A 20,678-nucleotide genomic window follows, 5' to 3' on the forward strand; every position below is an offset into this window, starting at 1 on the left:
CTGCGTTACCGTCTACCGGTACTCAGCGATACAGATTAGAAGGAGGTGAGTGATGGGCAGCCAGATTACGGAGATGCTCAAGGGCACCCTCGAGGGCATTGTGCTCGCAAACCTAGCCGTACGTCCGACGTACGGCTACGAGATCACAGCACTGTTGCGCGAGCAGGGTTTTACGGACCTCGTCGAGGGCACCGTCTACGCCTTGCTCGTCCGCATCGAGCAGAAGGGTTTCGTGAATGTGGAGAAGGTCCCCTCCGAGAAAGGGCCACCACGAAAGGTCTATTCGATCAACGACATAGGGCTCGAACAGCTCAACGAGTTCTGGAGGACATGGGACTTCCTCTCCGAACGAATCGAACAACTCCACGAACGAAGGAAGTAGTCATGGCCAGATGGATCTCAGCAATCATCAGATCGTTCGAAGAGAAGAAGCAGTACAAGCGGCACGCTGCGCGCATCAATGCCCTTCCCGAGCCGCACCGCACCGCCGCAAACGCGCTGCAGAGGTACTTCAACTACTACGGTGGCGTGACCGACGGCGCGACCATCGTGAAAATGATGGGCGACCACGTCGACCTCTGGGAGCGCGCGGCCATCGACAGCACACCGGTGCGTGAGATCGTCGGCGACGACCCGGTCGAGTTCGCTGAGACGTTCACAGCGGCATACAGCGGCAAGCACTGGATCGACAAGGAACGCGCCCGCCTGGCCAAGTCCATCGAGGACGCTGAACGACAAGGACAGCGATGACCTCGACTACAGCGATCCGTGTACAGGGGTTACAGAAGTCGTTCGATGAGCTGCCGGTGTTGCGCGGCGTCGACTTCGACGTGGCGACAGGCAGCATCTTCGCCCTGCTCGGCTCGAACGGATCCGGCAAGACCACGGTTGTGAAAATCCTGTCGACACTTCTCAAGCAGGACTCCGGAACAGCGAGCGTGGAAGGCTGCGACGTCTCCGCGCAGCCACAGAAGGTGCGCGAATCAATTAGCCTCACCGGACAATTCGCGGCCGTGGACGATCTCCTCAGTGGCCGCGAGAACCTCGTGCTGGTCGCCAAGCTGCGACATCTGAAGAACCCTGGCAACATCGCCGACGACCTGCTCACTCGATTCTCGTTGACCGAGGCCGGCAGCCGAAAAGCATCGACGTATTCGGGTGGAATGCGTCGGCGTCTCGACATCGCGATGAGTCTCATCGGGAACCCGCCGGTCATCTTTCTCGACGAACCGACCACCGGCCTCGACCCCCAGGCACGCACCGAGGTGTGGCAGACAGTGAAGGAACTCGCCAACAGTGGGACGACGGTGCTGTTGACGACGCAGTATCTGGAGGAAGCCGAGCACCTCGCCGACCGGATCGCGATCCTTCACCAAGGTCGGATCATCGTGAACGGCACCCTCACCGAGCTCAAGCAACTGCTGCCGCCCGCGAAAGTTGAGTACGTCGAGAAGCAGCCCACGTTAGAGGAGGTCTTCCTCATGATCGTCGGGGACGACAGCAAGAGCCTCGGAGCCGACGCGCGCGCGACCAATAAGGAACGATGATGACCACCACATATTTCTACGGCGACACCGCCGCTCTGACCGGGCGTTCGCTGCGCCACATCCTGCGTAGCCCGGACACCATCATCACCACCGCAGTCACCCCGGTGGCCCTCATGCTGCTGTTCGTCTACGTGTTCGGCGGCGCCATCGATACCGGGCCGGAACGGTATATCGACTACATGCTGCCGGGCATCCTGCTCATCACGATCGCGTCCGGGATCGCGTACACCGCCTACCGCCTGTTCATGGACATGAACGGCGGGATCTTCGAGCGATTCCAATCCATGCCGATCGCTCGGTCCAGCGCGCTGTGGGCACATGTGCTGACCTCGCTGGTCGCCAACGTGATGTCGCTGACGATTGTCGTCGGCGTCGCACTACTGATGGGTTTTCGTACGGGCACAGGTGTATTGGGATGGCTCGCGGTCGGCGGCATCCTGATCCTGTTCACTCTGGCGCTGACGTGGATTGCGGTCATCGCCGGCCTTGTCGCAAAAACTGTGGACGGCGCGAGCGCGTTCTCCTACCCGCTCATCTTCCTGCCGTTCATCAGTTCCGCGTTCGTACCCAGCGAAACCATGCCCGCGCCGGTGCAATGGTTTGCGGAGAACCAGCCAGTCACAGCGATCGTCAACACGATTCGCGACATCTTCGCCGAAGAGCCGGTCGGCGGCGACATCTGGATCGCCTTCACCTGGTGCTTCGGCCTCCTCATCGTCGCGTACGTCGCCGCGATGGCCATCTACCGACGCAAGATCAGCTGAGTCCCCCAGGACGTCCGGCAAGTTCTTCGACGATGAACCCTCGGAACTTCCGAAATGGAGTTCTTCGGGAGCAAGATACTCAGGGTTTGATGAAGGAGGCCTCGACCATCAGGTCAGTGGCCAGGCGTGAACCCTTCTTCGTGTAGCGCAGCCCCCAATTGCTGCGGTCGAGGTGGACTTCGGCGGTGACTGTAGCGGTGTCATCCACCGCGACCACACGAGCGGGGACAGTCAACGGTCGTGTTTGGCCGTGAACGGTCAGATCGCCGATGACATCGATATGTCCCCCATCGCCGGGTCGCACCTGCGTCACGGTGAAGGTGATGGTGGGATATGTCCGGACGTCGAAGAAATCAGCAGAACGCAGATGCTCGTCCCGTTGCCGGTTCCTGGAATTCACGGAGCTTGCGTCGACGACCAGCATTCCGGTCACGCTCCCATCATCGCCGACAGTTCCGCTGCCTCCGACGGGATCGAAAGAACCGGTCACCGTGAACAGCCACAATGCCTTGGCGCGGAAGGTTATCGAGGTGCGGGCGGGGTCCAAGGTCCACGAGCCCTCGAGAGCGCGCAGGTCGGGGACGGAGTCAATGGGCGATGTCATTGTCAACTTCCGGTAGATGGCGATCCGTGGTCGGCGAAAGATCCGGCGAGCAAGCATTCAGCCCGGGTGAACCTGGAGGGTCGCTGACCGGGGCCCTTCTTCTTCGAGATGATCCACGATCGAGGGGTACTGACCGTATTTGGTCCGGTAGGCGGCGTCGACCCGCGCGAGATCCTTGTCGTCCGCTTCGGTGAAGATTACGTCAAAGGTGTTCTGCCGCGCCATTATCTGCCCGGTGTGTGAGGTGATCGCGGCGCGGAACCAGGCCGCGGTACGCCCGTTGGTCGAACGAATGAATACGTCGGCACCGTCTCGCACTATCCAGATGGTCGTAGGCCGGCGCGCGCGACCGTCCCGCCGGTAGGTGACGACCTGTACCTCATCCGGTGCGCCCAGGACGGCGGCGTCCTCGATATTCCATGTTTTCATCGGTGTTCCTTCGTTTGGGTTCGGCATGACAACCGCTGTCAGGCGGGCTCATTCACCAGGCGGAAAGTCCGTCGACGCGGCAACGTCGGCTTGTGCCTCGTAGTCGGCGATACGTTTACGAAGGGTGTCCACAGTGATCGCCAGTGCTTGCGATCCGAGCAACAGCCGCAACGGTGCCGGCTCGATGTCGACGCTCTCGATGATGCGAGCGGCCATACGAGCAGGGTCGCCGGGCGCGAGGCCATTGGCGGGGTCGAGCATCTTCAGGAAACCGTGCGCCGGGTTGTTGTCGTAAGCCGACATGAGGGTGGCGACTTGGGCACTGCCGTAGCGGAACTCGGTTCGGGCGCCGCCTGGTTCGACGAGTGTCGCCCCGATGCCGAAAGGTGCGATCTCCTGTGCCACTGATTCGACGAAGCCTTCGATCCCGAATTTGGTGGCGTGGTACATGGAGTTGCCAGGAAATGCGACCTGTCCTCCGTACGAGGACATCTGAATGATGCGCCCATTCCCCTGCGCACGAAAGTGCGGCAGCGCCGAGCGGATGAAGGCGATCGATCCGGTGAGGTTTGTCGCGATCAGACGGTCGATCTGGGCGTCGGTGAGTTCCTCCGCGGCACCGAAGAGGCCATACCCGGCATTGCTGATGACGACGTCGATCCGACCGAGCGTCGAGAAGCTGCGATCGACGACCTCGTGAACGGCCGGAATATCGGTGACATCGAGCACTTCGGCGATAAACGTCTGAGGGTATCGAGCGATGAGGTCGTCGACCTTGCTGGTGTCGCGGACGGTCCCGACGACGCGATCACCTGCGGTGAGGAGCTGTTCGGTCAGTTCGCGGCCGAAGCCGCTGCTGACACCGGTGATGAGCCAGGTGCGCTGAGCCATGGTCGGTCCTTTCATCCTCTTCCAGGTGCCGCGGCTATTTGTCCTGTGTGACCTCATCGACCATGCGAAGACCGTTCAGTGTTCGGGGATAGCCGATGAAGGGTAGGAGTTGGGTCAGGACATCGATCAGGACCCGGCGATCGTTGCCGACATGAAGGTTGGCGGCGACGTGGGCTTTGACCTGCGGGTCACAGCCGCCGTGCGCGACGAGCATCGCGAACGTGAGTAGCTCGCGGGTAGGTACGTCGAGTCCGGTGCGCGTGTAGTGATCGCCGAAGCAGTTGGCGGACAGCAAGCGCAGAATATGCGCCTGATCCTGGGGCGCGTTGGCATACAAGCTCTCGACGGTGTCAGTGCCGACGATCTTCTTCTGTACTGCCAAGCCCTTCGCCATGCGACTGTCCGGGGTGGTTGTGGACTGGCCCGGTAGCGGCAACTCGACACCGCGTTCGGTCAGCACCTCGTTGGTTGCGTGCAGGAAGTCGAAGACCTTGGCCATACCCACGTACGGCACCGCTTGATACACGATTTCTTTGACCTCGACCGGTGTCACCCCCACGGTCAGCGCCGCTCCGAGCATGACTCGATATTCGCGTAGCGCCTGGCCTGCGATCATCGAGGCCAGCTGAACCATCAGTCGACTCCGAATCTCGAGGCGACTGTCTTGGAGTACCTCGTCGAAAGCGAAGTTGTCAAAGTACTCGATCAACTCGGGATCGGTCTGCGCCAGTGTCGACACATGCCCTGGAAAGAGCTCATCGTGATTCTTCTGCGCTCGCGCGTTCGCGGCCATCTACAACACTCCTCACCGTGACCACATCTTCACGTCGACTGGGTCCGTTGATTCGAATGTAGGTCGGCTGCCGCGGCTGCGGGAGGGCCTATCAGTACCCCGTTCAGGAGTCGGACGTGCGATACGGACAAAAGCGACGGCGACGACGTCCTGACCTACGACGAACACGAAACGGGTTCGATCATGGTGCCTTGTGCCTCCCGACGATGTCCGAGCAGCGCGTCATCGAGGTACCCGATTGACGGCGACACCCGGGATGTGTCGCTGGAATCCCCTCCCCCGCAATTGATCCCAGGATCATCGTGCCCGCGAACGATCCAGGCACGTCAGCACAAGTGGGGCGCCGTCGGTGACGGCGATCGTGTGTTCGCTGTGGGCGGTACGAGATCCGTCAGCGGAGCGGATGGTCCACCCGTCATCGTCGTAGATGATTTTGTCGGTGCTGCGGGCGAGCCAGGGTTCGAGCGCAAGGGTCAACCCGGGCCGCAGTTTGAGACCTCGTCCCGCACGTCCGATATTGGGGACGTGCGGGTCTTCGTGCATGGTGCGACCCAGTCCGTGGCCACCGAACTCGGTGTTGACCGGGTATCCGTAGTCGGCGGCCACAGCGCCGATCGCGGCCGAGATGTCACCCAGGCGGTTGCCGGGCAACGCCGCCGCAATCCCCGCTGCCAGGGCACGTTCAGTGGCTTCGATCAGGCGCTCGTCCTCGGGGCGCGGGACACCGACGATCACACTGCGGGCGCTGTCGGCGACCCACCCATCGATCGACACCGCAATGTCCATGCTCAGCAGATCGGCATCACGCAGTGTGTAGTCGTGCGGAAGGCCGTGCAGCACCGCATCATTGACCGACAGGCAGATGACGTTGCGGAACGGGCCTCGCCCGAATGACGGCGCGTAGTCCCAGTAGCACGATTGCGCACCGCGCTGCGCGATCAGATCGCGGGCGCGGTGTTCGAGGTCGAGTAGATTCACCCCCGGCTTCGCCTGGCCGGTGAGGTCGTCGAGCAATTCGGCGATGAATGCGCCGGTGACGCGCATCGCGTCGATCTCTCGAGGTGTCTTCAGTTCGAGCACGGGAGTTCCTCTCCAACCGACCCGATGGCCGGTATTTAAATACCAGCCTAGCTGTTTCGCCGGTATTTTCATACCGGCCTGGAGTAAGCTGGCGGAATGGTTCGTCTCCCACTCACTCCTGCTCAACTCGCGACTGGTCAGCGCCTGGGTGCATATCTGCGCCAAGCTCGCGGCGATCGCACGCTCGCCGAAGTGGCGCAGTCCGCGGCGATCTCACCAGAGACGCTCCGCAAGATCGAGACCGGCCGGATGCCGACTCCGGCATTCACAACCATTGCAGCCTTGGCCCGTGCCCTCGACCTGCCGCTCGAGGACCTTGCGGACATCTGCGTTGCCCCCGCTGACCTACGTAAAAGCGGCTGACGTGAACTCGCCATGGCCTGCCTGGGCGAGCTGAACACCGAATTGACCGGAGATCGGCGAACAGCATCACGCTGCCTGCTGCCGATCTATCGGCCAGACCCTCCGCACCACAGCTTTTCGGACCTCTTCGATCCACAGCACTGATGAGGCGACCGCAATTGCGAAGAACCACTGGGAGCCGGTCAAAAAGGTGGTGTCGAAGAGCTCTTGCAGGACACCGACGTTGATGACCGCGATATGCAAGACGATGATCGCCACGAGGGACAACCAGATCGTGTGGTTGGTGAATGTCTGCAGCGAGAACACGGAAACCCGATCCGAGCGCACATTGAGAAGGTTGAAGACCTGATAGAAGACGAAGGTCGTGAAACCCAGTGTTGTGTCGACCAGAGGATCGTCGGCCGTTTCCGGGAAGATCTCATCGGCGCCGGCGATGACGAGAATCGTGCCGGTCGCCATGACAATTCCCAGGGCAAGAATCCGAAGTAGCCTATTGCGGTTGAGGAGTCGTTCGCTCGGCGAACGCGGCTTCTGCCGCATTGTGTCGGGTTCGGTCGGGTCGACGCCGAGCGCAAGCGCGGGCGGCCCGTCCATGATGATGTTGACCCAGAGGATCTGGATCGCCGTGAACGGTGTCCCACCGGCGATACCGGCCACTCCCGCGGTGAGAAAGATCAATACAAAGCCCCACGCCGTGGTGAGCTGAAACTTCACGAACTTGATGATGTTCGCGTAGATCCCACGGCCTTCCCGCACCGCCGCGATGATTGTCGCGAAGTTGTCGTCGGTGAGAATCATCTTCGCCGCACCTTTGGACACGTCGGTGCCGGTGATACCCATGGCGATACCGATATCGGCTTGTTTGAGGGCGGGTGCGTCGTTGACCCCGTCGCCGGTCATGGCCACCACTTCGCCGGCCTCTTGCAAAGCCCTGACGTAGCGAATCTTGTGCTCGGGTGCCACTCGCGCAAGAACGCCGAATCTCGCTGCGCGCTCGCGTAATTCGGCGTCGTCGATCGTGTCGAGATCAGCACCCGACACGGCCTCACCGACGATCCCGAGATCGCCGGCAATCGTCGACGCCGTGGTGAGGTGATCACCGGTGATCATGTGCACGGCGATTCCGGCGCCCCGAGCAGTCTCGATGGCTTCGCGGGCTTCGGGACGCGGCGGATCGAGGATGCCGACCACGGCGTACACGGTCAAACTGTCGACCGCGTCGAACAACCCTTCTGCATCTTCGGGAAGGCGCTCGAGTATCTTACCGGCAATCATGAGGGTACGCAGACCATCTCGTGCCAGCTCGTCAACAATCGCCGCCAACGCCGCCCGGTCTTCATCGGTGAGCACACGATCACCATCGACGTCGCGCACCTGACTGGCGCGTGCCAGCAACGGTCCCGGCGCACCTTTGGCGTAACAGCGAACCCCAGGGGTGTCGTCGGGACTCTGGTGGACATGAAACGTCGCCATGAACTTGTAGTCGGAATCGAACGGGACCTCGGCCACGCGCGGATAGCTCCGGCGGGCACCGACAACGTCCACGCCACCCTTCTCGGCAAGCACCACGAGGGCACCTTCAGTGGGATCGCCGACCAGCACACCCTCGGAAACACTGGCGTCGTTGCACAATGACATCGCCAGGAGTGCGCGGCGGAAGTCGGGCAGAGGTTGCTCACCGTCGGTCAGGATTTTGCCCTCGGTGGTGTAGCCCGACCCCGTGACACGGAAAGTTTGACCTGCTGCCTCGAGACGGCGCACGGTCATCTCGTTGAGAGTCAGTGTGCCGGTCTTGTCGGTGGCGATTCGCGTTGTACTGCCCAGTGTCTCGACGGCCGCCAACTGTTTGATGATGGCACCACGCTTGGCGAGCCGGGAGGCCCCCATCGCCAAGGTGAAGGCGACGACCGCGGTCAGACCCTCTGGAATGGTTGCCACCGCGAGAGATACCGCTGTCAGCAACATGTCTGACCAAGACTCACCTCGAATGAGCCCGAGTAGGAACACGATCAGGACCACAACAAATGCAACAACAGTGAGCAACGTGGCCAGCTGATCGATGCGGCGCTGCAATGGGGTCTTGTCCGCCCCTGCGGTATGAAGCAGCGCTGCAATGGTTCCGAACTGAGTGTTCATCCCGGTGCCGGTCACAACCATGGTTGCTCGTCCGCGGGTGACCTCGGTGTTCATGAACAGCATGTTCGTCCGGTCCCCGATGGGCAGATCGGGATCGTCGAGCACCGCGGCGCTCTTGTCCACCGGGTTCGATTCCCCTGTCAACGCCGATTCGGCCACCTGCAATCGCGCAGTCTCGACCACCCGACCGTCGGCGGGTATGACGTCGCCGGCCTCCAGCAGCACCACATCGCCCGGCACGATCTCGGTGCGGTCCACGTTCTGCACACGCCCGTCGCGGCGAACCCGCGAGACCGCTACGGACATATCCCGGAGAGCTTGCAGATTGCCTTCGGCCCGGGTCTCCTGAACGTAATTGAGCACCGTGTTGAGACTGATCACCGCAAGGATGACGACGGGTGTCTCCCAATCGTGGGAGACGGCAGCGCTGACCGCCGCAGCGATGATGAGCACCACCGTCATCTTGTCGGCGAGCAACCGGGCAATTCTGCGCCAGGGCGGGATACGTGCGGCTTCATCCAGGCTGTTCTCGCCATAGTCCGCGAGGCGCCGACGCTGGTCCCCACTCGACAGACCCTGCTCGATGTCGACGTCGAGATCCCCGACGATCTTCTCAACGCTCGCAGTGTGCGTAACGCTCTGTAGCTGCTCGGACATTCAGGGCTCCTCACCGGGCTCATCAGAGGTTGCCCAACGAGACACCTCTGGCGCACAAGTCGATCCGCGCAAAAGTCGGAAAAGACCGATTCAGACGAGACGGCACTGCACCGGCCACACGCCCCAAACGGTCCGCACTCGGGCCCATCACCTAGCGCGTCGAACCGGGAAGTCGATCGACCGTGCGGCAATTTCGACGTTATCGCAGCCGGAGCCCGCTCACATGCCGGTTGACGGGCGAGGGCGGAAGTGAGTTTATGTTGTGATGACCAGCTTTTGGGAGGTGCGGTGGTGACCGAGGAGAGCCCGAGCCAGACGCGGCGGGGTGGACCGTGGTGGTATGCCCCGAAGAGGTGGATGTATCGGGGTGGTCGCCCACATGCGCTGGCTCGCGCGATGAACTCGCTCTCGGCGTGGTTGTATTCCCGAGGCTGGTTGACGTCAGGGCGTGCGGCGACGCTGGTGGTTCGCGGCCGACGCAGCGGTAAACCCGTATCAGTGCCGGTGGTGGTCACCGATTTCGAGGATTCACGGTATTTGGTGTCGATGCTGGGAGATGACGCGAACTGGGTGCGCAATGTACGAGCGGCCGCCGGCGAGGCGACGCTCGGTACGCAGCCGGTGCGCCTCGTCGAAATCCCCGTCGATGAACGAGCGCCGATTTTGCGGCGCTATGTGCAGGTGGCGCCAGGAGCCCGGCCCCACATCCCGGTCCCCCGCACCGCACCGCTGTCCGAATTTCGCGGTGTCGCAGCGTCTTATCCCGTATTCCGGATCGAGCAACACCTCGACGGTCCCATCTGATCGACCTTGCCCTGTGTGGAAGGTGTGAGATCGGCAGGGCACCAACACCATCGGACCCTTAAGTAGACTGCCCTGCGAGGATCAGGTCGGCTACCCTGTCGAATTGCCCGAACATTTGGCGAGGACGACAGATCACGCTACGTCGCCTGCCGCATTGGTCGGGACAAACCTTCGGAAACAGTCAGTCTTGTTCCTGTATGCGTGACCGGATCGCCGCGGCAGCATCGGCGTTCTCTGATTCGAGTTTTTGGATATAGGCGACGGCGTCGCCGACGGTGCGCAAAGCAGACAAATCTTCGTCGGGAATCTTCACGCCATACTTGTCTTCGGTCTGCACCGCGATTTCCACCATCGACAACGAGTCGATGTCGAGGTCGTCGACGAACGATTTCTCGATGGTGATCTCCTCTGGCTCGATACCGGTGACCTCTTCGATGATCTCGGCTATGCCTGCGATCAATTCTTGTTCAGTAGCCATGAATAGATGTCCTCTTCTCGGAATTGGGTTGCGATGGTTTGATATTCAACGGGGTGAAGGTCGCCTCACGTCTGCGGCGACACCACTGTTCCCGGCGCGGGTCGGGTACCGCGGTGTCGTGCCCGGGCGCCTGCGCAATTCGAGTTCCGGATAGGAAGGATCGAACACCTCGAAGTGTTCTTCGATGGCTGCGGTGAGGAGTTTCCAGACCTGGTGTGCTGTCGGCTTGCGGTCGTCCCAACCCGAACCGTAGACCTCGACACCATCCTCGAGGCCGAGTTCACTCGGCGGCATGATCGTGTGCGATTCGGCGCATCCATCGGCGTGGAGGCCTGGGCAACGATGGATGATGTAGGTTCCCCGATGGTCCCAGCCCAACGCGGCCGATTGGTCGGGAAAACCGTTCCATCGCGACTGGGAGAAGACGAGTATCCGCTGCCCCGTGGTCATCTGAACATATTCGCGCGAGGTCGTGTCCGCGCGTCCCAGCGAAGCCGGGAACGCAAGCTCGATGCCGTGCGCGGCCATACGTTCAAAACTCGGGATGTCATCGCCCTCGACGACGAACCGCTCCCCGGCGAGATCGGCGACATCGACCCAAACCTGATGTGCCAGCCGTGTGACGTCGCGCTGCTGATCAGGATCGGGTGTCGGCTCGACAGACATGGCCCGAATCGACGATTTCGAGATGCCCATTGCGGTCGCGATCTTCCGATCGCTGAGCCCTTCGGCCCGCATCAACGCAATAGCCGCCGCAACTACCTGACGTTGCGCCAGATCAGCGACTGAAGACCGTGTGCGAGCGGCGTTCACCGCTGCCACGGCGACGTCGATGCGGTAGGAGGTGTGAGAGGAAGTCACCGCACGAGTGTGGCACGTTCATCTGCCGGGTGTCCAGGGAATTGGACACCTGGCTACTGCTCCGGTCAACCGATCACCGTTGGACGCCTCGTCACACCGAATGTTTCGACGGCTTTTTCTCGGTACTGATGTCAGCGCTCTCGTCACCCTCTGCGGAATCGCCCGCATCAAAGGTGATCTTCAGGGTGTCGTCGGCGACATCGACGTTGACGGTGTCGCCCGGGACGAGCGCGCCGTCGAGCAGATAGTGCGACAGTTTGTTGTCGAGCTCTCGCTGCACCGTCCGGCGCAGCGGTCGCGCACCGAACTCCGGCTGGTAACCGGTGCGCGCCAACCAGTCCTGGGCTGCGGTACTGACCAAGAGCCCGATATCCTGTGCGCGAAGCCGGCGGCGGGTGCTGTCGAGTGTCAGCTCGACGATGGCGCGTAGCTGCTCCTCGTCGAGGCGCGTGAAGGTCACGATCTCATCGATACGATTGAGGAACTCCGGACGGAAATGCGAATGCAGACGTTCCATCAACTGCACGGCGATCGTGTCCGCGTCTGGTGTGTTGAGGATCAGGTCCGATCCCATGTTGCTGGTGAGTATCACAATCGTGTTCTTGAAATCGACTGTGCGCCCCTGTGCGTCGGTGACGCGACCATCATCGAGTAGCTGCAGCAGGACATTGAATACGTCCGCGTGCGCCTTCTCGACCTCGTCGAAGAGGATCACCGAATACGGCTGCCTTCGCACCTTGTCGGTGAGCTGGCCCGCTTCTTCGTATCCGACATAACCGGGAGGTGCTCCGACCAGACGCGAAACCGTGTGCTTTTCCTGGAACTCGCTCATATCGAACCGGATCAGCCGGTCCTCGTCACCAAAGACGGCTTCTGCCAACGCTTTCGCGAGTTCTGTCTTGCCGACGCCGGTGGGCCCGAGGAAGAGGAACGAACCGATGGGGCGGCTGGGATCGGCCAGCCCCGCCCGTGCCCGTCGCACCGCCTCGGCGACAACCGTGACGGCCTTGTCCTGGCCGATGACGCGGGAATGCAGCACGTCCTCGAGCGCGAGGAGCTTTGTGCGTTCCTCGGCGGTCAGTTCGGCGACGGGCACGCCCGTTTGGCGCGAGACGACTTCGGCGATGTCCACAATGGTGACATCTTGGGTGCGGCTGTCGGAGGACTCGTCAACCCCGTCCTTCTGCGCCGCGATCTCGGCCTTCAATTCCGCGGCGCGGTCGTAGTTTTCGGCCGCAACGGCTGAGTCCTTCTCGCGTTCAAGACGGGCCAGCTCTTCTTCGACGGCGCGAGCGTCGGTGCCAGGTGTCTTGGTACGCAACCGCACACGAGCCCCGGCCTGGTCGATCAAATCGATCGCCTTGTCGGGCATGAACCGATCGGTGATGTACCGGTCGGAGAGTTCAGCGGCAGCGATGAGCGCTTCGTCGGTGTAGTGGACCTGGTGGTGAGCCTCGTAGGTGTCGGCAAGACCCCGGAGAATCTCGATGGTGTCGTCAACCGACGGCTCCGACACCAGGATCGGCTGAAAGCGACGCTCGAGAGCGGCGTCCTTCTCGATGTACTTGCGGTACTCGTCAATGGTGGTGGCACCGATGGTGTGGAGTTCGCCACGGGCCAACGCCGGCTTGAGGAGATTGCCCGCGTCCATTGAACCTTCGCCGCTCGAACCCGCACCGACGATGGTATGTAGCTCGTCGATGAAGATGACGAGTTCATCCGAATGAGCCCTGATCTCGTCGAGGATCTTGGTCAGCCGTTCTTCGAATTCACCCCGATACTTGCTTCCTGCCACGACCTGACCGATATCGAGGGCGATCACCCGACGGTCCGCGAGGGTGGATGGAACATCGCCATTGACGATTCGCTGCGCCAATCCTTCGACAATCGCAGTTTTGCCGACACCCGGATCGCCGATGAGGACCGGGTTGTTCTTGCGTCGGCGGGAAAGGATCTCCACGGTTTGTTCGATCTCGTCCGCGCGACCCACCACCGGATCAATGTTCCCCGCACGCGCCTCGGCGGTCAGGTCGCGACCGTATTCCTCCAGCGTAGGCGTCTCGCTGTTGGCACCAGCGCCCGAACCTGACTGCGCTCCATCAGGTTTCAGATTGCCGGCCAAGGCCTGGGCTGCAGGTGTCTCGGCGCTCGACGCGATTCCCACAAGAATATGTTCAGGCCCGACATAGCTGACACCGGCCTGATAAGCCTGCTGCTGAGCGGTACGCAGCGCGAGTTTGGTGGCGGGACTCAGCGGGAGGTCGCCGCCGTGTGGTTCTGACGGGACCGCGGTGATGCGCTCATACATCTCCGTGGCGAGCTGCTCGGGATCAATTCCCAACTCTCTCAGCATATTCTGCGAGGTTTCGACTTGCGCTGCTGCATAGAGCAGGTGTTCCGGTGTGAGTTCATCACTGTTCCACTGCTTTGCGGCCTCGCGAGCCGTTGCCACCAACAGTTTGGCCTCGTCGTTGAGCAGCCGCCCCAAGTCGACACGCTGGACCTGCGGACGGGGTCGTTCAGTGCCGAAGAATCGGTTGAACATATCGTCGAAGGGGCTTTGGTCCATCCAGGGGTTGGTCATCAGTCGTACCTTTCTCTCTCCGGTGCGCCGGCGGCCTCACCATTCGACGACAGTGCCGCGCCAACGTGGTTCAGGTGAGATCGAGAACAATGCGTCCGTTGATATCGCCGTCGGTCATGGCAGTGAAGATGTCGTTTATTTCAGGTAATTCGCGCACCGTGTATGTGGGTTCGATCAGTCCACGGGCAAAAAAGTCGAGCGCTTCCGCCATATCCTTTCGAGTACCGACGATCGACCCGCGCACGGTGAGACCGAAGAGCACTGTGGTGAAGATATCGAGCGGAAACGCCTCCGGCGGCAAACCGACCAGAGAGACGGTGCCGCCACGACGAAGACCCGCCACAGCCTGCGGAAAGGCATGGGCATTGACCGCGGTGACCAACGCGCCGTGGGCGCCGCCACCGGTGGACTCGAGGATGACCGCCGCCGGATCGGAGACCTTGGCGGCATTGATGCCGATCTCGGCACCGTGTTGTTTGGCCAGGTCGAGTTTGGCGTCATCGACATCGACCGCAATCACTCTCCGCCCCATGGCGCGCGCGTACTGAACAGCGATATGCCCGAGTCCACCGATGCCCGAGATCAACACCCACTCTCCGGGCTGGGTATCGGTGACCTTGAGACCCTTGTAGACGGTGACGCCGGCACACAGGATGGGTCCCACAGCCTTCAAGTCGACGTTGTCAGGGATGATCGGGGCGTACCGGGAGTCGACGAGCATATGGGTTGCGAACGATCCGTCCACGCTGTAGCCGCCATTGATTTGGTTGGGACACAATGTTTCCCAGCCTGTCTCGCAGTATTCGCATTCGCCGCAAGCACTCCACAACCAAGCGTTTCCAACGGTGTCTCCGACGGCAAGCCGGGTGACGCTGTCACCCGTCGCGATGACCTTTCCCACACCTTCGTGGCCGGGAATGAATGGGACTTGCGGCTTGACCGGCCAATCCCCCCGCGCCGCATGCAGATCCGTGTGGCACACGCCGGAATAGTCGACCTTGACCAAGGCTTCGAACGGGCCGGGTGACGGGATCGGAGCTTCTTCGACGACAAGTGGACCAGTGAAACTCTGGACGACCGCGGCCTTCATCATCTCCATTACTGTGCTGACCCTTCTGTCCGAAGTTCGTGGTCTCTAGCAGAGGGCGGCAACCGCCGATGACGCCACGAATCTCAGTGCATCACGCGTGGCCTCTTGGCCGCGCGGGCACAAAGTCATCGAACGAATGCCAAGTGTCATCGGGAGACGGTCACGCTCGTTGACCTTCGTCAACAAGACAGGCCGCCTCCCCCACATGAATACGGCCTGAACCTCGAAGCATCATGGACACGCACCGGAAGCGCGTATCGACACTCGAGTGCAACGGAACCTGTTGTGGCGCAATGTCCTTTCAGATTCCACAATCCATTGGCACAGCGGACAAGCGGCCGGCCGCATCCCGTTGCGATCCGCCAAACAGGTGTGCGGACGCCACTCATCGAAGATCGCCCGAGCAAAGTGACCCGGTCGCGGGTTGGTCGACCATCAATCTCATCGCCGATCGGCCCAGGTGACATTCGGCATGGGTTGCGGTGCCCTGTGGCACTACCGAACCGGACTGAAAGATGGGACCGTGGTTACGGTATGGCCTGTGCTCGATGTCAGGAGCGAACATGGAGAACAAACCGATTGTCGCAGGTGTCGACGGCTCGGCAGCGTCATACGGCGCAGTGCGGTGGGCCGCACGCGAAGCTGCGATCAGATCGGCCCGACTGCTGCTTCTTTGCTGTGTCGACGACGATCTGATCACCCTCAGCGACTATCCGATACCCGACGCGTACTTCGATCTCCTCAACGAGCGCGCCGACAAGGACCTGGCGGAGGCGAGGTCGCTGGCAGAATCTGAGGTCGCGGACGCTGCTACAGACATCGTCATCGAGACGAAACGCCTCTTGTGCGAACCCCGATTGGGCCTGCAGCGAATATCGGCGAGCGCGGATCTACTGGTTATCGGCGCTGAAGGACAAACTCCCCGAGTCCCCGGCCTGCTCGGGAGGGTCGCCGATGCGTTGACGTCCCACGCGGCGTGTCCGGTCGTGGTGGTTCGCGAACATCCCGGTCCGGCGCGGGACACGACGCCGGATGCTGTTGTCGTCGGTGTGGACGGATCGAGATCGGGCGAACTGGCTGTGCGTCTGGCGTACGAAGAAGCATCGTTACGAAACGCTCGACTCGTGGCCATCCACGCCTGGAACTTCACGAGACTTCACCCGGTGTTCAAGGCCGATCGCGGGGGGTTGTCGTGGGATGACGCGCGTACGGCCGAAGAGGCGGTACTTGCCGAATCGCTTGCCGGATACCGTGAACAGTACCCAGACCTCGAGGTCTCCCAGTTGGTTCTCGACAGCGAGCCGGTCGCTGCACTGCGGGATGCGTCAACCGACGCCGCCCTGCTGGTCGTTGGCTCGCGAGGACGCGGCAACTTCATCGCCCGCGTTCTCGGGTCGACGAGCCGTGTCCTGCTGAACACCGCGTCTTGTCCCGTGCTCATCGCGCGTCCCTGACCCGACTACTCAAGGCGGTCGACGGACCATTTCCTGCGCCTACAATTGAGCGAGCCACAACCGGATCTGTCATCACCATCTGAGGAGCACGCCATATGGGGAGTGCAGCTGTGACCTCGGTGTTCTTGGTCGATGACCACGAGGTGGTGCGGCGAGGGTTGATCGAGATCATCGGCTCTGACCCCGATCTGGCCGTGATCGGGGAAGCCGGCACCTACGCTCAGGCCCTTGCCCGGATTCCGGCATTGAAACCCGACGTGGCCGTTCTCGACGTTCGACTGCCAGATGGCAGCGGCATTGAACTGTGCCGGGAGTTGCGCACCAAACTCGACGATCTCCGGTGTCTGATGCTGACGTCGTTCACCGAAGACCAGGCGATGCTCGACGCCATTCTCGCCGGAGCCAGCGGGTACGTCGTAAAGAACATCGCCGGGATGGACCTGGCCAAAGCGATCAAAGATGTCGGGGCAGGCAAGTCGCTTCTTGACAACACCGCGGCCGCGGCGCTCATGGATCAACTCCGCACGCAAGGGGCGACCGGTCCCCTCGACGCACTCACCGAGCAGGAACAGACACTTCTCGCCTTGCTCGGCGAGAGTCTGACGAATCGCCAGATCGCCGCCCGGATGCATCTGTCGGAAAAGACGGTGAAGAACTACGTCTCCCGGCTGTTGGCGAAACTCGGAATGGAACGCCGCACGCAGGCGGCCGTATACGCCGCCAAGCTCGAAAGGCACCCCAAGAATCCCGGCCGATAAGGGTTGTCGGCCCTTTCGTTCGGCCGCGACAGCAAGGTCTTTTTGCCCTCCCGCCGACGTATCGAAGTCCGGTGAAATACAGGCAGACCGTAACCGACTGAGAGGTCTCCCTGATGAACAAGCCCGCGACGAACAAGCCCGCGACGAACAAGCCCGCGACACGCCATCCGATCCAATCACTCATCCCCGACGTGGCAGATTTCTTCGCCGCATTCCCCGCACTCGGCTCGATGCGACCGAGTTCGAATCTGATCCGGATCGAAGACGAGTTGACCGATGACAAGTATGTCGTGCGCGCCGAGCTGCCGGGCATCGATCCGAAGAAGGACGTCGACGTGACAGTCCGGGACGGCATGCTGACGCTCAAGGCAGAGCGCACCGTTGAGGAGAAGTCCGATACTCGATCCGAGTTCGCCTACGGCTCGTTCATCCGATCGATGCCGCTGCCGAATGGTTTTGTCGAGGACAAGGTCACAGCGGACTACGACAAGGGAATTCTCACCGTGACGGTGCCGCTGTCGGAAGCCAAGTCACAGGGCAAGCAGATCACCGTCGAGACCAAGTGACCCGACGAGGCAATTGACGAGAGGCCATCTGTCACAGCGGCACGAACCACGACAACATCAGACCGGTGCCGGTGCCCGGCGAGGACAACGTCAGGTCCCCGCCGAGTTCACGTGCACGGGAGCGCAGATTGCCCAGACCGCTGGGAACCACTTCGGTCGGCATGCCGATCCCATCGTCGATGACCTCGATAGTGAGATCGTTGCCGACCGAAATGGTCACGGTGATCGTTTCGGCGGCGGCATGACGAACTCCGTTGCTCACCGCTTCTCTGACGACCGCAACCACGTGGTCACTCAAATCGGCTCCGACCACGGACAGTGGTCCGCATAGCCGCAGGTAGGTCTTGACGCTGGTATCCCCCGCCTGGTTGTCGATGACCTCGTGTATCCGCTGGCGCAGCTGCGGGGTCTGCGGCGCTTCGTTCTGCAGGTCGAAGATGGTCGCGCGAATCTCCTGCACCACGTCCTGCAGATCATCGATGGTGCCGGTGAGCCGGCGTCGGACATCTGGAGACCGGGTTCGCTGTACGGTCCCCTGCAGGTTCATCCCCGCGGCGAAAACGCGCTGGATGACGTGGTCGTGCAGGTCGCGTGCAATTCGGTCCCGGTCCGCAAACACTTCCAGTTCGTGGGTGCGCCGATTCGCCGCCGCCACCGACAGTGCTGACGCCGTTTGATCAGCGAAGTTCGCAGCCAGCGTCAGCATGTCTTGGCTGAACGGACTCTGCCCGCCCCGGCGGGCAACGACCAAGATGCCGCTGATCGTGTCCCCACCACTCAACGGGACGACCAAGGCCGGACCTTCGGTACTCATGGTGAGGCCCGAGATCTCGCCTTCCAACTCATCACACAAATGTGGCGTCCGCCCGGAGTACACCGCACCGACAGTTGATCCTGCGATGTGGATGATGCGACCGACGGATTGCGAAATGCACTCACCTTCGGCCACGGTCACGACGAGTTCGCGGACCAGTTCGCGAGGCTGTTCCGGATCCCGCGGTCTGGCGATGATTGCGACATTTCCGCCCGTCAGGTCCATCGCCCGTCGGGCGATCATCTCCACAACCGCGTCGAAGTCGGCACCCGACAGCAACTCGGCTCGAACATCACTGATGGCCTCGGTCCACCCCAATCTCGACTGCGACTCGTCGTAGAGCCATGCGTTGTCGACCACCACGGCCGCAGCCGAAGCCAGTGCTTCGATGAGCTCGTCGGTTTGCGCACTCGGTCCCTCCAGGTGCGCAATCTGGTCGTGGACTTCGCCGAAAAGGTCACGTACGCGGAGGAGGGACGAACCACCTCGCAGTTCCTGTGAAGCGGCGGACGTCAGTTCCATAAGGTCCCCCGTAGATCGGGTGGTCACGCAGTATTACAAAACCCACGCTAGTGGCAAAGCGCCCCCGCGGGTTTCCGTTTGATCAAATTGGCTGCAGCCGTTGGAATATCGACTTGGAAATGGAATCTCTCCGGTTATCGGTGGCCATGTGGAGATTTTGCGATGTTCACCTGCGCGACGAGCACCCAATCGCTGTAACGGACCGTTGGCGGGCATATCGGATATATCAAACCGGTATTCAACGAGCCCATAACAATTGAATCACATTTTAGTTACAGATATTCGGACACTGATTTTATGCTGATCCCGTCCGGGATCGCTTGAATCGCAATGCCACAACTCCTTTTCGGAAATGTTTCGCACACCCGACCGGACGGTTCCACTCTTTCTCAACGAAACGCGTCGGCCAATGCTGCACCCATCCGGTCGACCGCAGCACGGGCGTCCGCACTGATCAGGGTCATATTTGCGAATCCGTGAATCAGACTGCCTGCGCGATCCAATGTGACGGACACGCCTGCCGCCGCGAGCCGCTGCGCGTAAGCGATCCCCTCGTCCCGGAGTGGATCGAATCCGGCAATGACGACATATGCCGGGGCCAGTCCCGAAAGGTCTTGCGCCAGCAGCGGCGACACCCGAGGGTCACTGCGCATCGCGATATCGGGCACGTAGTGATCGAGGAACCAGTCGATGCGCTCGTCGGTCAGATACATCCCGTTCGCGAACTCCCGGCGCGATGCGTGTCGAGCTGTGGCGTCGGTACCGGGGTAGATCAACAGTTGAAGGCAAGGCGTCACGTCCTCATCTCGAACCTGCTGGGCCACAACAGCACTCAAATTTCCTCCGGCACTGTCCCCGGCGAGGGCAATCCGCGACGTCGAAACACCCCAGCGCGGTGCGGAATCCACCGCGTACCGCCACGCAGCGACCGCATCGTCGACGGCGGCCGGAAACCGATGTTCGGGAGCCAGCCGATAGTCCACCGACAGAACGTCGGCACCGGACGCGATGGCCAGCCTGCGCACCAGGTTGTCGTGACTGACACGATCCCCGATCACCCAACCACCGCCATGGAAGAAGACCACGACGCCCGTCGAGTCCGTCTGAGCTCGATAGCGGGTGATCGGGAGCATGCCGCCGGGCCCGTCGACCAACAGGTCCTCCTCCACGGCCATCGGAGGAAGATCCTCGGCCAATGCAACCGCATTGGCCCGCAGGTCCACACGAGCCTCGGCGACCGATTTCCCGGCGATGTCGAAGGACTTCACATGCGCGGCCAAGAAACCTGTCACGGCCATCTCGACGGCGATCCGGTCACCGTCCGCATTCACTCGGCTTCGCCGGCCCGCCATCCGGAGTACTGCCTGCGGGATATGCGCAGCAAGCTGCATGAGAATGCGCTGGATTCTCACTCGGGTCGACAGTGACATCGCGGTGGCCTGGCTCACGATCGTGAGAGTACGCGAAACCTACTGACCGGACG

At 61.7% G+C, this 20,678-nt stretch carries 21 protein-coding genes; 9 read left to right on the forward strand and 12 right to left on the reverse strand.

The features are described 5' to 3' along the window. Positions 1 to 52 precede the first annotated feature (52 nt). Genes AC1TQG_RS19840 through AC1TQG_RS19855 form a run of 4 tightly spaced genes read left to right on the forward strand, consistent with a single transcriptional unit; the run spans position 53 to position 2,311 of the window. Complete coding sequence (locus AC1TQG_RS19840) at positions 53 to 382, forward strand: PadR family transcriptional regulator (protein WP_482139541.1); 330 nt, start codon at positions 53 to 55, stop codon at positions 380 to 382. 2 nt (positions 383 to 384) lie between these two features. Continuing rightward, positions 385 to 750 (forward strand): DUF1048 domain-containing protein, encoded by a 366-nt coding sequence (locus AC1TQG_RS19845; protein WP_482139542.1) that lies wholly within the window; start codon positions 385 to 387, stop codon positions 748 to 750. Continuing rightward, the gene (locus AC1TQG_RS19850) at positions 747 to 1,547 is read left to right on the forward strand and encodes an ABC transporter ATP-binding protein (protein WP_482139543.1); all 801 of its coding nucleotides are present in this window, start codon (positions 747 to 749) and stop codon (positions 1,545 to 1,547) included. The genes AC1TQG_RS19845 and AC1TQG_RS19850 overlap by 4 nt, the downstream gene beginning before the upstream one ends. After that, complete coding sequence (locus AC1TQG_RS19855) at positions 1,547 to 2,311, forward strand: ABC transporter permease (protein WP_482139544.1); 765 nt, start codon at positions 1,547 to 1,549, stop codon at positions 2,309 to 2,311. Before AC1TQG_RS19850 ends, AC1TQG_RS19855 begins: the two co-directional genes overlap by 1 nt. A 79-nt stretch (positions 2,312 to 2,390) precedes the next feature. Here AC1TQG_RS19855 and AC1TQG_RS19860 read toward each other — a convergent pair whose 3' ends face one another. The 5 genes from AC1TQG_RS19860 to map all read right to left on the reverse strand — a co-directional run bounded on the left by AC1TQG_RS19860 (position 2,391) and on the right by map (position 6,108). Further along, positions 2,391 to 2,915 (reverse strand): YceI family protein, encoded by a 525-nt coding sequence (locus tag AC1TQG_RS19860; protein ID WP_482139545.1) that lies wholly within the window; start codon positions 2,913 to 2,915, stop codon positions 2,391 to 2,393. Positions 2,916 to 2,972: 57 nt separating this feature from the next. Beyond that, positions 2,973 to 3,344 (reverse strand): DUF2255 family protein, encoded by a 372-nt coding sequence (locus AC1TQG_RS19865; protein WP_482139546.1) that lies wholly within the window; start codon positions 3,342 to 3,344, stop codon positions 2,973 to 2,975. Positions 3,345 to 3,392: 48 nt separating this feature from the next. After that, on the reverse strand, positions 3,393 to 4,235 hold the full coding sequence (locus tag AC1TQG_RS19870; protein WP_482139547.1) for an SDR family oxidoreductase: 843 nt from the start codon (positions 4,233 to 4,235) through the stop codon (positions 3,393 to 3,395). A 34-nt stretch (positions 4,236 to 4,269) separates the two neighbouring features. Continuing rightward, positions 4,270 to 5,028, reverse strand: coding sequence for a carboxymuconolactone decarboxylase family protein (locus AC1TQG_RS19875; RefSeq protein ID WP_482139548.1), 759 nt, complete (start codon positions 5,026 to 5,028; stop codon positions 4,270 to 4,272). A gap of 297 nt (positions 5,029 to 5,325) precedes the next feature. After that, complete coding sequence (map, locus tag AC1TQG_RS19880) at positions 5,326 to 6,108, reverse strand: type I methionyl aminopeptidase (RefSeq protein ID WP_482139549.1); 783 nt, start codon at positions 6,106 to 6,108, stop codon at positions 5,326 to 5,328. 96 nt (positions 6,109 to 6,204) lie between these two features. Between map and AC1TQG_RS19885 the strand changes: the two genes are divergently transcribed. Then, positions 6,205 to 6,471 carry a helix-turn-helix domain-containing protein gene (locus AC1TQG_RS19885; protein WP_482139550.1) on the forward strand — a complete coding sequence of 89 codons (267 nt, stop codon included), beginning with the start codon at positions 6,205 to 6,207 and terminating at the stop codon, positions 6,469 to 6,471. A 66-nt stretch (positions 6,472 to 6,537) separates the two neighbouring features. Here the strand turns inward: AC1TQG_RS19885 and AC1TQG_RS19890 are convergent, their stop codons facing one another. Beyond that, positions 6,538 to 9,264 (reverse strand): cation-translocating P-type ATPase, encoded by a 2,727-nt coding sequence (locus AC1TQG_RS19890; protein WP_482139551.1) that lies wholly within the window; start codon positions 9,262 to 9,264, stop codon positions 6,538 to 6,540. 291 nt (positions 9,265 to 9,555) lie between these two features. Between AC1TQG_RS19890 and AC1TQG_RS19895 the strand changes: the two genes are divergently transcribed. Next, positions 9,556 to 10,068, forward strand: coding sequence for a PNPOx family protein (locus AC1TQG_RS19895; RefSeq protein WP_482139552.1), 513 nt, complete (start codon positions 9,556 to 9,558; stop codon positions 10,066 to 10,068). 181 nt (positions 10,069 to 10,249) lie between these two features. On the opposite strand, the gene acpM is transcribed toward AC1TQG_RS19895, so the two are convergent. The 4 genes from acpM to adhP form a co-directional block, all read right to left on the reverse strand. Continuing rightward, positions 10,250 to 10,546, reverse strand: a complete 297-nt coding sequence (acpM, locus tag AC1TQG_RS19900) for a meromycolate extension acyl carrier protein AcpM (protein ID WP_482139553.1) — start codon at positions 10,544 to 10,546, stop codon at positions 10,250 to 10,252. A gap of 45 nt (positions 10,547 to 10,591) precedes the next feature. After that, complete coding sequence (locus AC1TQG_RS19905; RefSeq protein WP_482139554.1) at positions 10,592 to 11,407, reverse strand: hypothetical protein; 816 nt, start codon at positions 11,405 to 11,407, stop codon at positions 10,592 to 10,594. 91 nt (positions 11,408 to 11,498) lie between these two features. Then, complete coding sequence (locus AC1TQG_RS19910; RefSeq protein WP_482139555.1) at positions 11,499 to 13,991, reverse strand: ATP-dependent Clp protease ATP-binding subunit; 2,493 nt, start codon at positions 13,989 to 13,991, stop codon at positions 11,499 to 11,501. A gap of 70 nt (positions 13,992 to 14,061) precedes the next feature. Beyond that, positions 14,062 to 15,090, reverse strand: coding sequence for an alcohol dehydrogenase AdhP (adhP, locus tag AC1TQG_RS19915; protein WP_482139556.1), 1,029 nt, complete (start codon positions 15,088 to 15,090; stop codon positions 14,062 to 14,064). A 554-nt stretch (positions 15,091 to 15,644) separates the two neighbouring features. Between adhP and AC1TQG_RS19920 the strand changes: the two genes are divergently transcribed. The 3 genes from AC1TQG_RS19920 to AC1TQG_RS19930 all read left to right on the forward strand — a co-directional run bounded on the left by AC1TQG_RS19920 (position 15,645) and on the right by AC1TQG_RS19930 (position 17,859). Then, a complete protein-coding gene (locus AC1TQG_RS19920; protein WP_482139557.1) occupies positions 15,645 to 16,535 on the forward strand; it encodes a universal stress protein in 891 nt (296 codons plus the stop codon). Positions 16,536 to 16,645: 110 nt separating this feature from the next. Beyond that, a complete protein-coding gene (locus AC1TQG_RS19925; RefSeq protein WP_482139939.1) occupies positions 16,646 to 17,293 on the forward strand; it encodes a response regulator in 648 nt (215 codons plus the stop codon). Between the two features lie 113 nt (positions 17,294 to 17,406). Next, positions 17,407 to 17,859, forward strand: coding sequence for an Hsp20/alpha crystallin family protein (locus AC1TQG_RS19930; protein ID WP_482139558.1), 453 nt, complete (start codon positions 17,407 to 17,409; stop codon positions 17,857 to 17,859). 31 nt (positions 17,860 to 17,890) lie between these two features. Here AC1TQG_RS19930 and AC1TQG_RS19935 read toward each other — a convergent pair whose 3' ends face one another. Both AC1TQG_RS19935 and AC1TQG_RS19940 read right to left on the reverse strand, forming a co-directional pair. Beyond that, entirely contained in the window at positions 17,891 to 19,195 is a 1,305-nt protein-coding gene (locus tag AC1TQG_RS19935) for a GAF domain-containing sensor histidine kinase (RefSeq protein ID WP_482139559.1), read from the reverse strand. 389 nt (positions 19,196 to 19,584) lie between these two features. Then, positions 19,585 to 20,643 (reverse strand): alpha/beta hydrolase, encoded by a 1,059-nt coding sequence (locus tag AC1TQG_RS19940; protein WP_482139560.1) that lies wholly within the window; start codon positions 20,641 to 20,643, stop codon positions 19,585 to 19,587. Positions 20,644 to 20,678: the final 35 nt, after the last annotated feature.

The sequence above is a fragment of the Williamsia sp. Y844 genome (assembly GCF_056786475.1).

Coding starts and splice junctions, on each gene's coding strand:
- AC1TQG_RS19840 (WP_482139541.1), top strand. CDS start 53: ATGGGCAGCCAGATTACGGAGATGCTCAAGGGCACCCTCGAGGGCATT.
- AC1TQG_RS19845 (WP_482139542.1), top strand. CDS start 385: ATGGCCAGATGGATCTCAGCAATCATCAGATCGTTCGAAGAGAAGAAG.
- AC1TQG_RS19850 (WP_482139543.1), top strand. CDS start 747: ATGACCTCGACTACAGCGATCCGTGTACAGGGGTTACAGAAGTCGTTC.
- AC1TQG_RS19855 (WP_482139544.1), top strand. CDS start 1,547: ATGACCACCACATATTTCTACGGCGACACCGCCGCTCTGACCGGGCGT.
- AC1TQG_RS19860 (WP_482139545.1), bottom strand. CDS start 2,915: ATGACATCGCCCATTGACTCCGTCCCCGACCTGCGCGCTCTCGAGGGC.
- AC1TQG_RS19865 (WP_482139546.1), bottom strand. CDS start 3,344: ATGAAAACATGGAATATCGAGGACGCCGCCGTCCTGGGCGCACCGGAT.
- AC1TQG_RS19870 (WP_482139547.1), bottom strand. CDS start 4,235: ATGGCTCAGCGCACCTGGCTCATCACCGGTGTCAGCAGCGGCTTCGGC.
- AC1TQG_RS19875 (WP_482139548.1), bottom strand. CDS start 5,028: ATGGCCGCGAACGCGCGAGCGCAGAAGAATCACGATGAGCTCTTTCCA.
- AC1TQG_RS19885 (WP_482139550.1), top strand. CDS start 6,205: ATGGTTCGTCTCCCACTCACTCCTGCTCAACTCGCGACTGGTCAGCGC.
- AC1TQG_RS19890 (WP_482139551.1), bottom strand. CDS start 9,264: ATGTCCGAGCAGCTACAGAGCGTTACGCACACTGCGAGCGTTGAGAAG.
- acpM (WP_482139553.1), bottom strand. CDS start 10,546: ATGGCTACTGAACAAGAATTGATCGCAGGCATAGCCGAGATCATCGAA.
- AC1TQG_RS19910 (WP_482139555.1), bottom strand. CDS start 13,991: ATGACCAACCCCTGGATGGACCAAAGCCCCTTCGACGATATGTTCAAC.
- adhP (WP_482139556.1), bottom strand. CDS start 15,090: ATGGAGATGATGAAGGCCGCGGTCGTCCAGAGTTTCACTGGTCCACTT.
- AC1TQG_RS19920 (WP_482139557.1), top strand. CDS start 15,645: ATGGAGAACAAACCGATTGTCGCAGGTGTCGACGGCTCGGCAGCGTCA.
- AC1TQG_RS19930 (WP_482139558.1), top strand. CDS start 17,407: ATGAACAAGCCCGCGACGAACAAGCCCGCGACGAACAAGCCCGCGACA.
- AC1TQG_RS19935 (WP_482139559.1), bottom strand. CDS start 19,195: ATGGAACTGACGTCCGCCGCTTCACAGGAACTGCGAGGTGGTTCGTCC.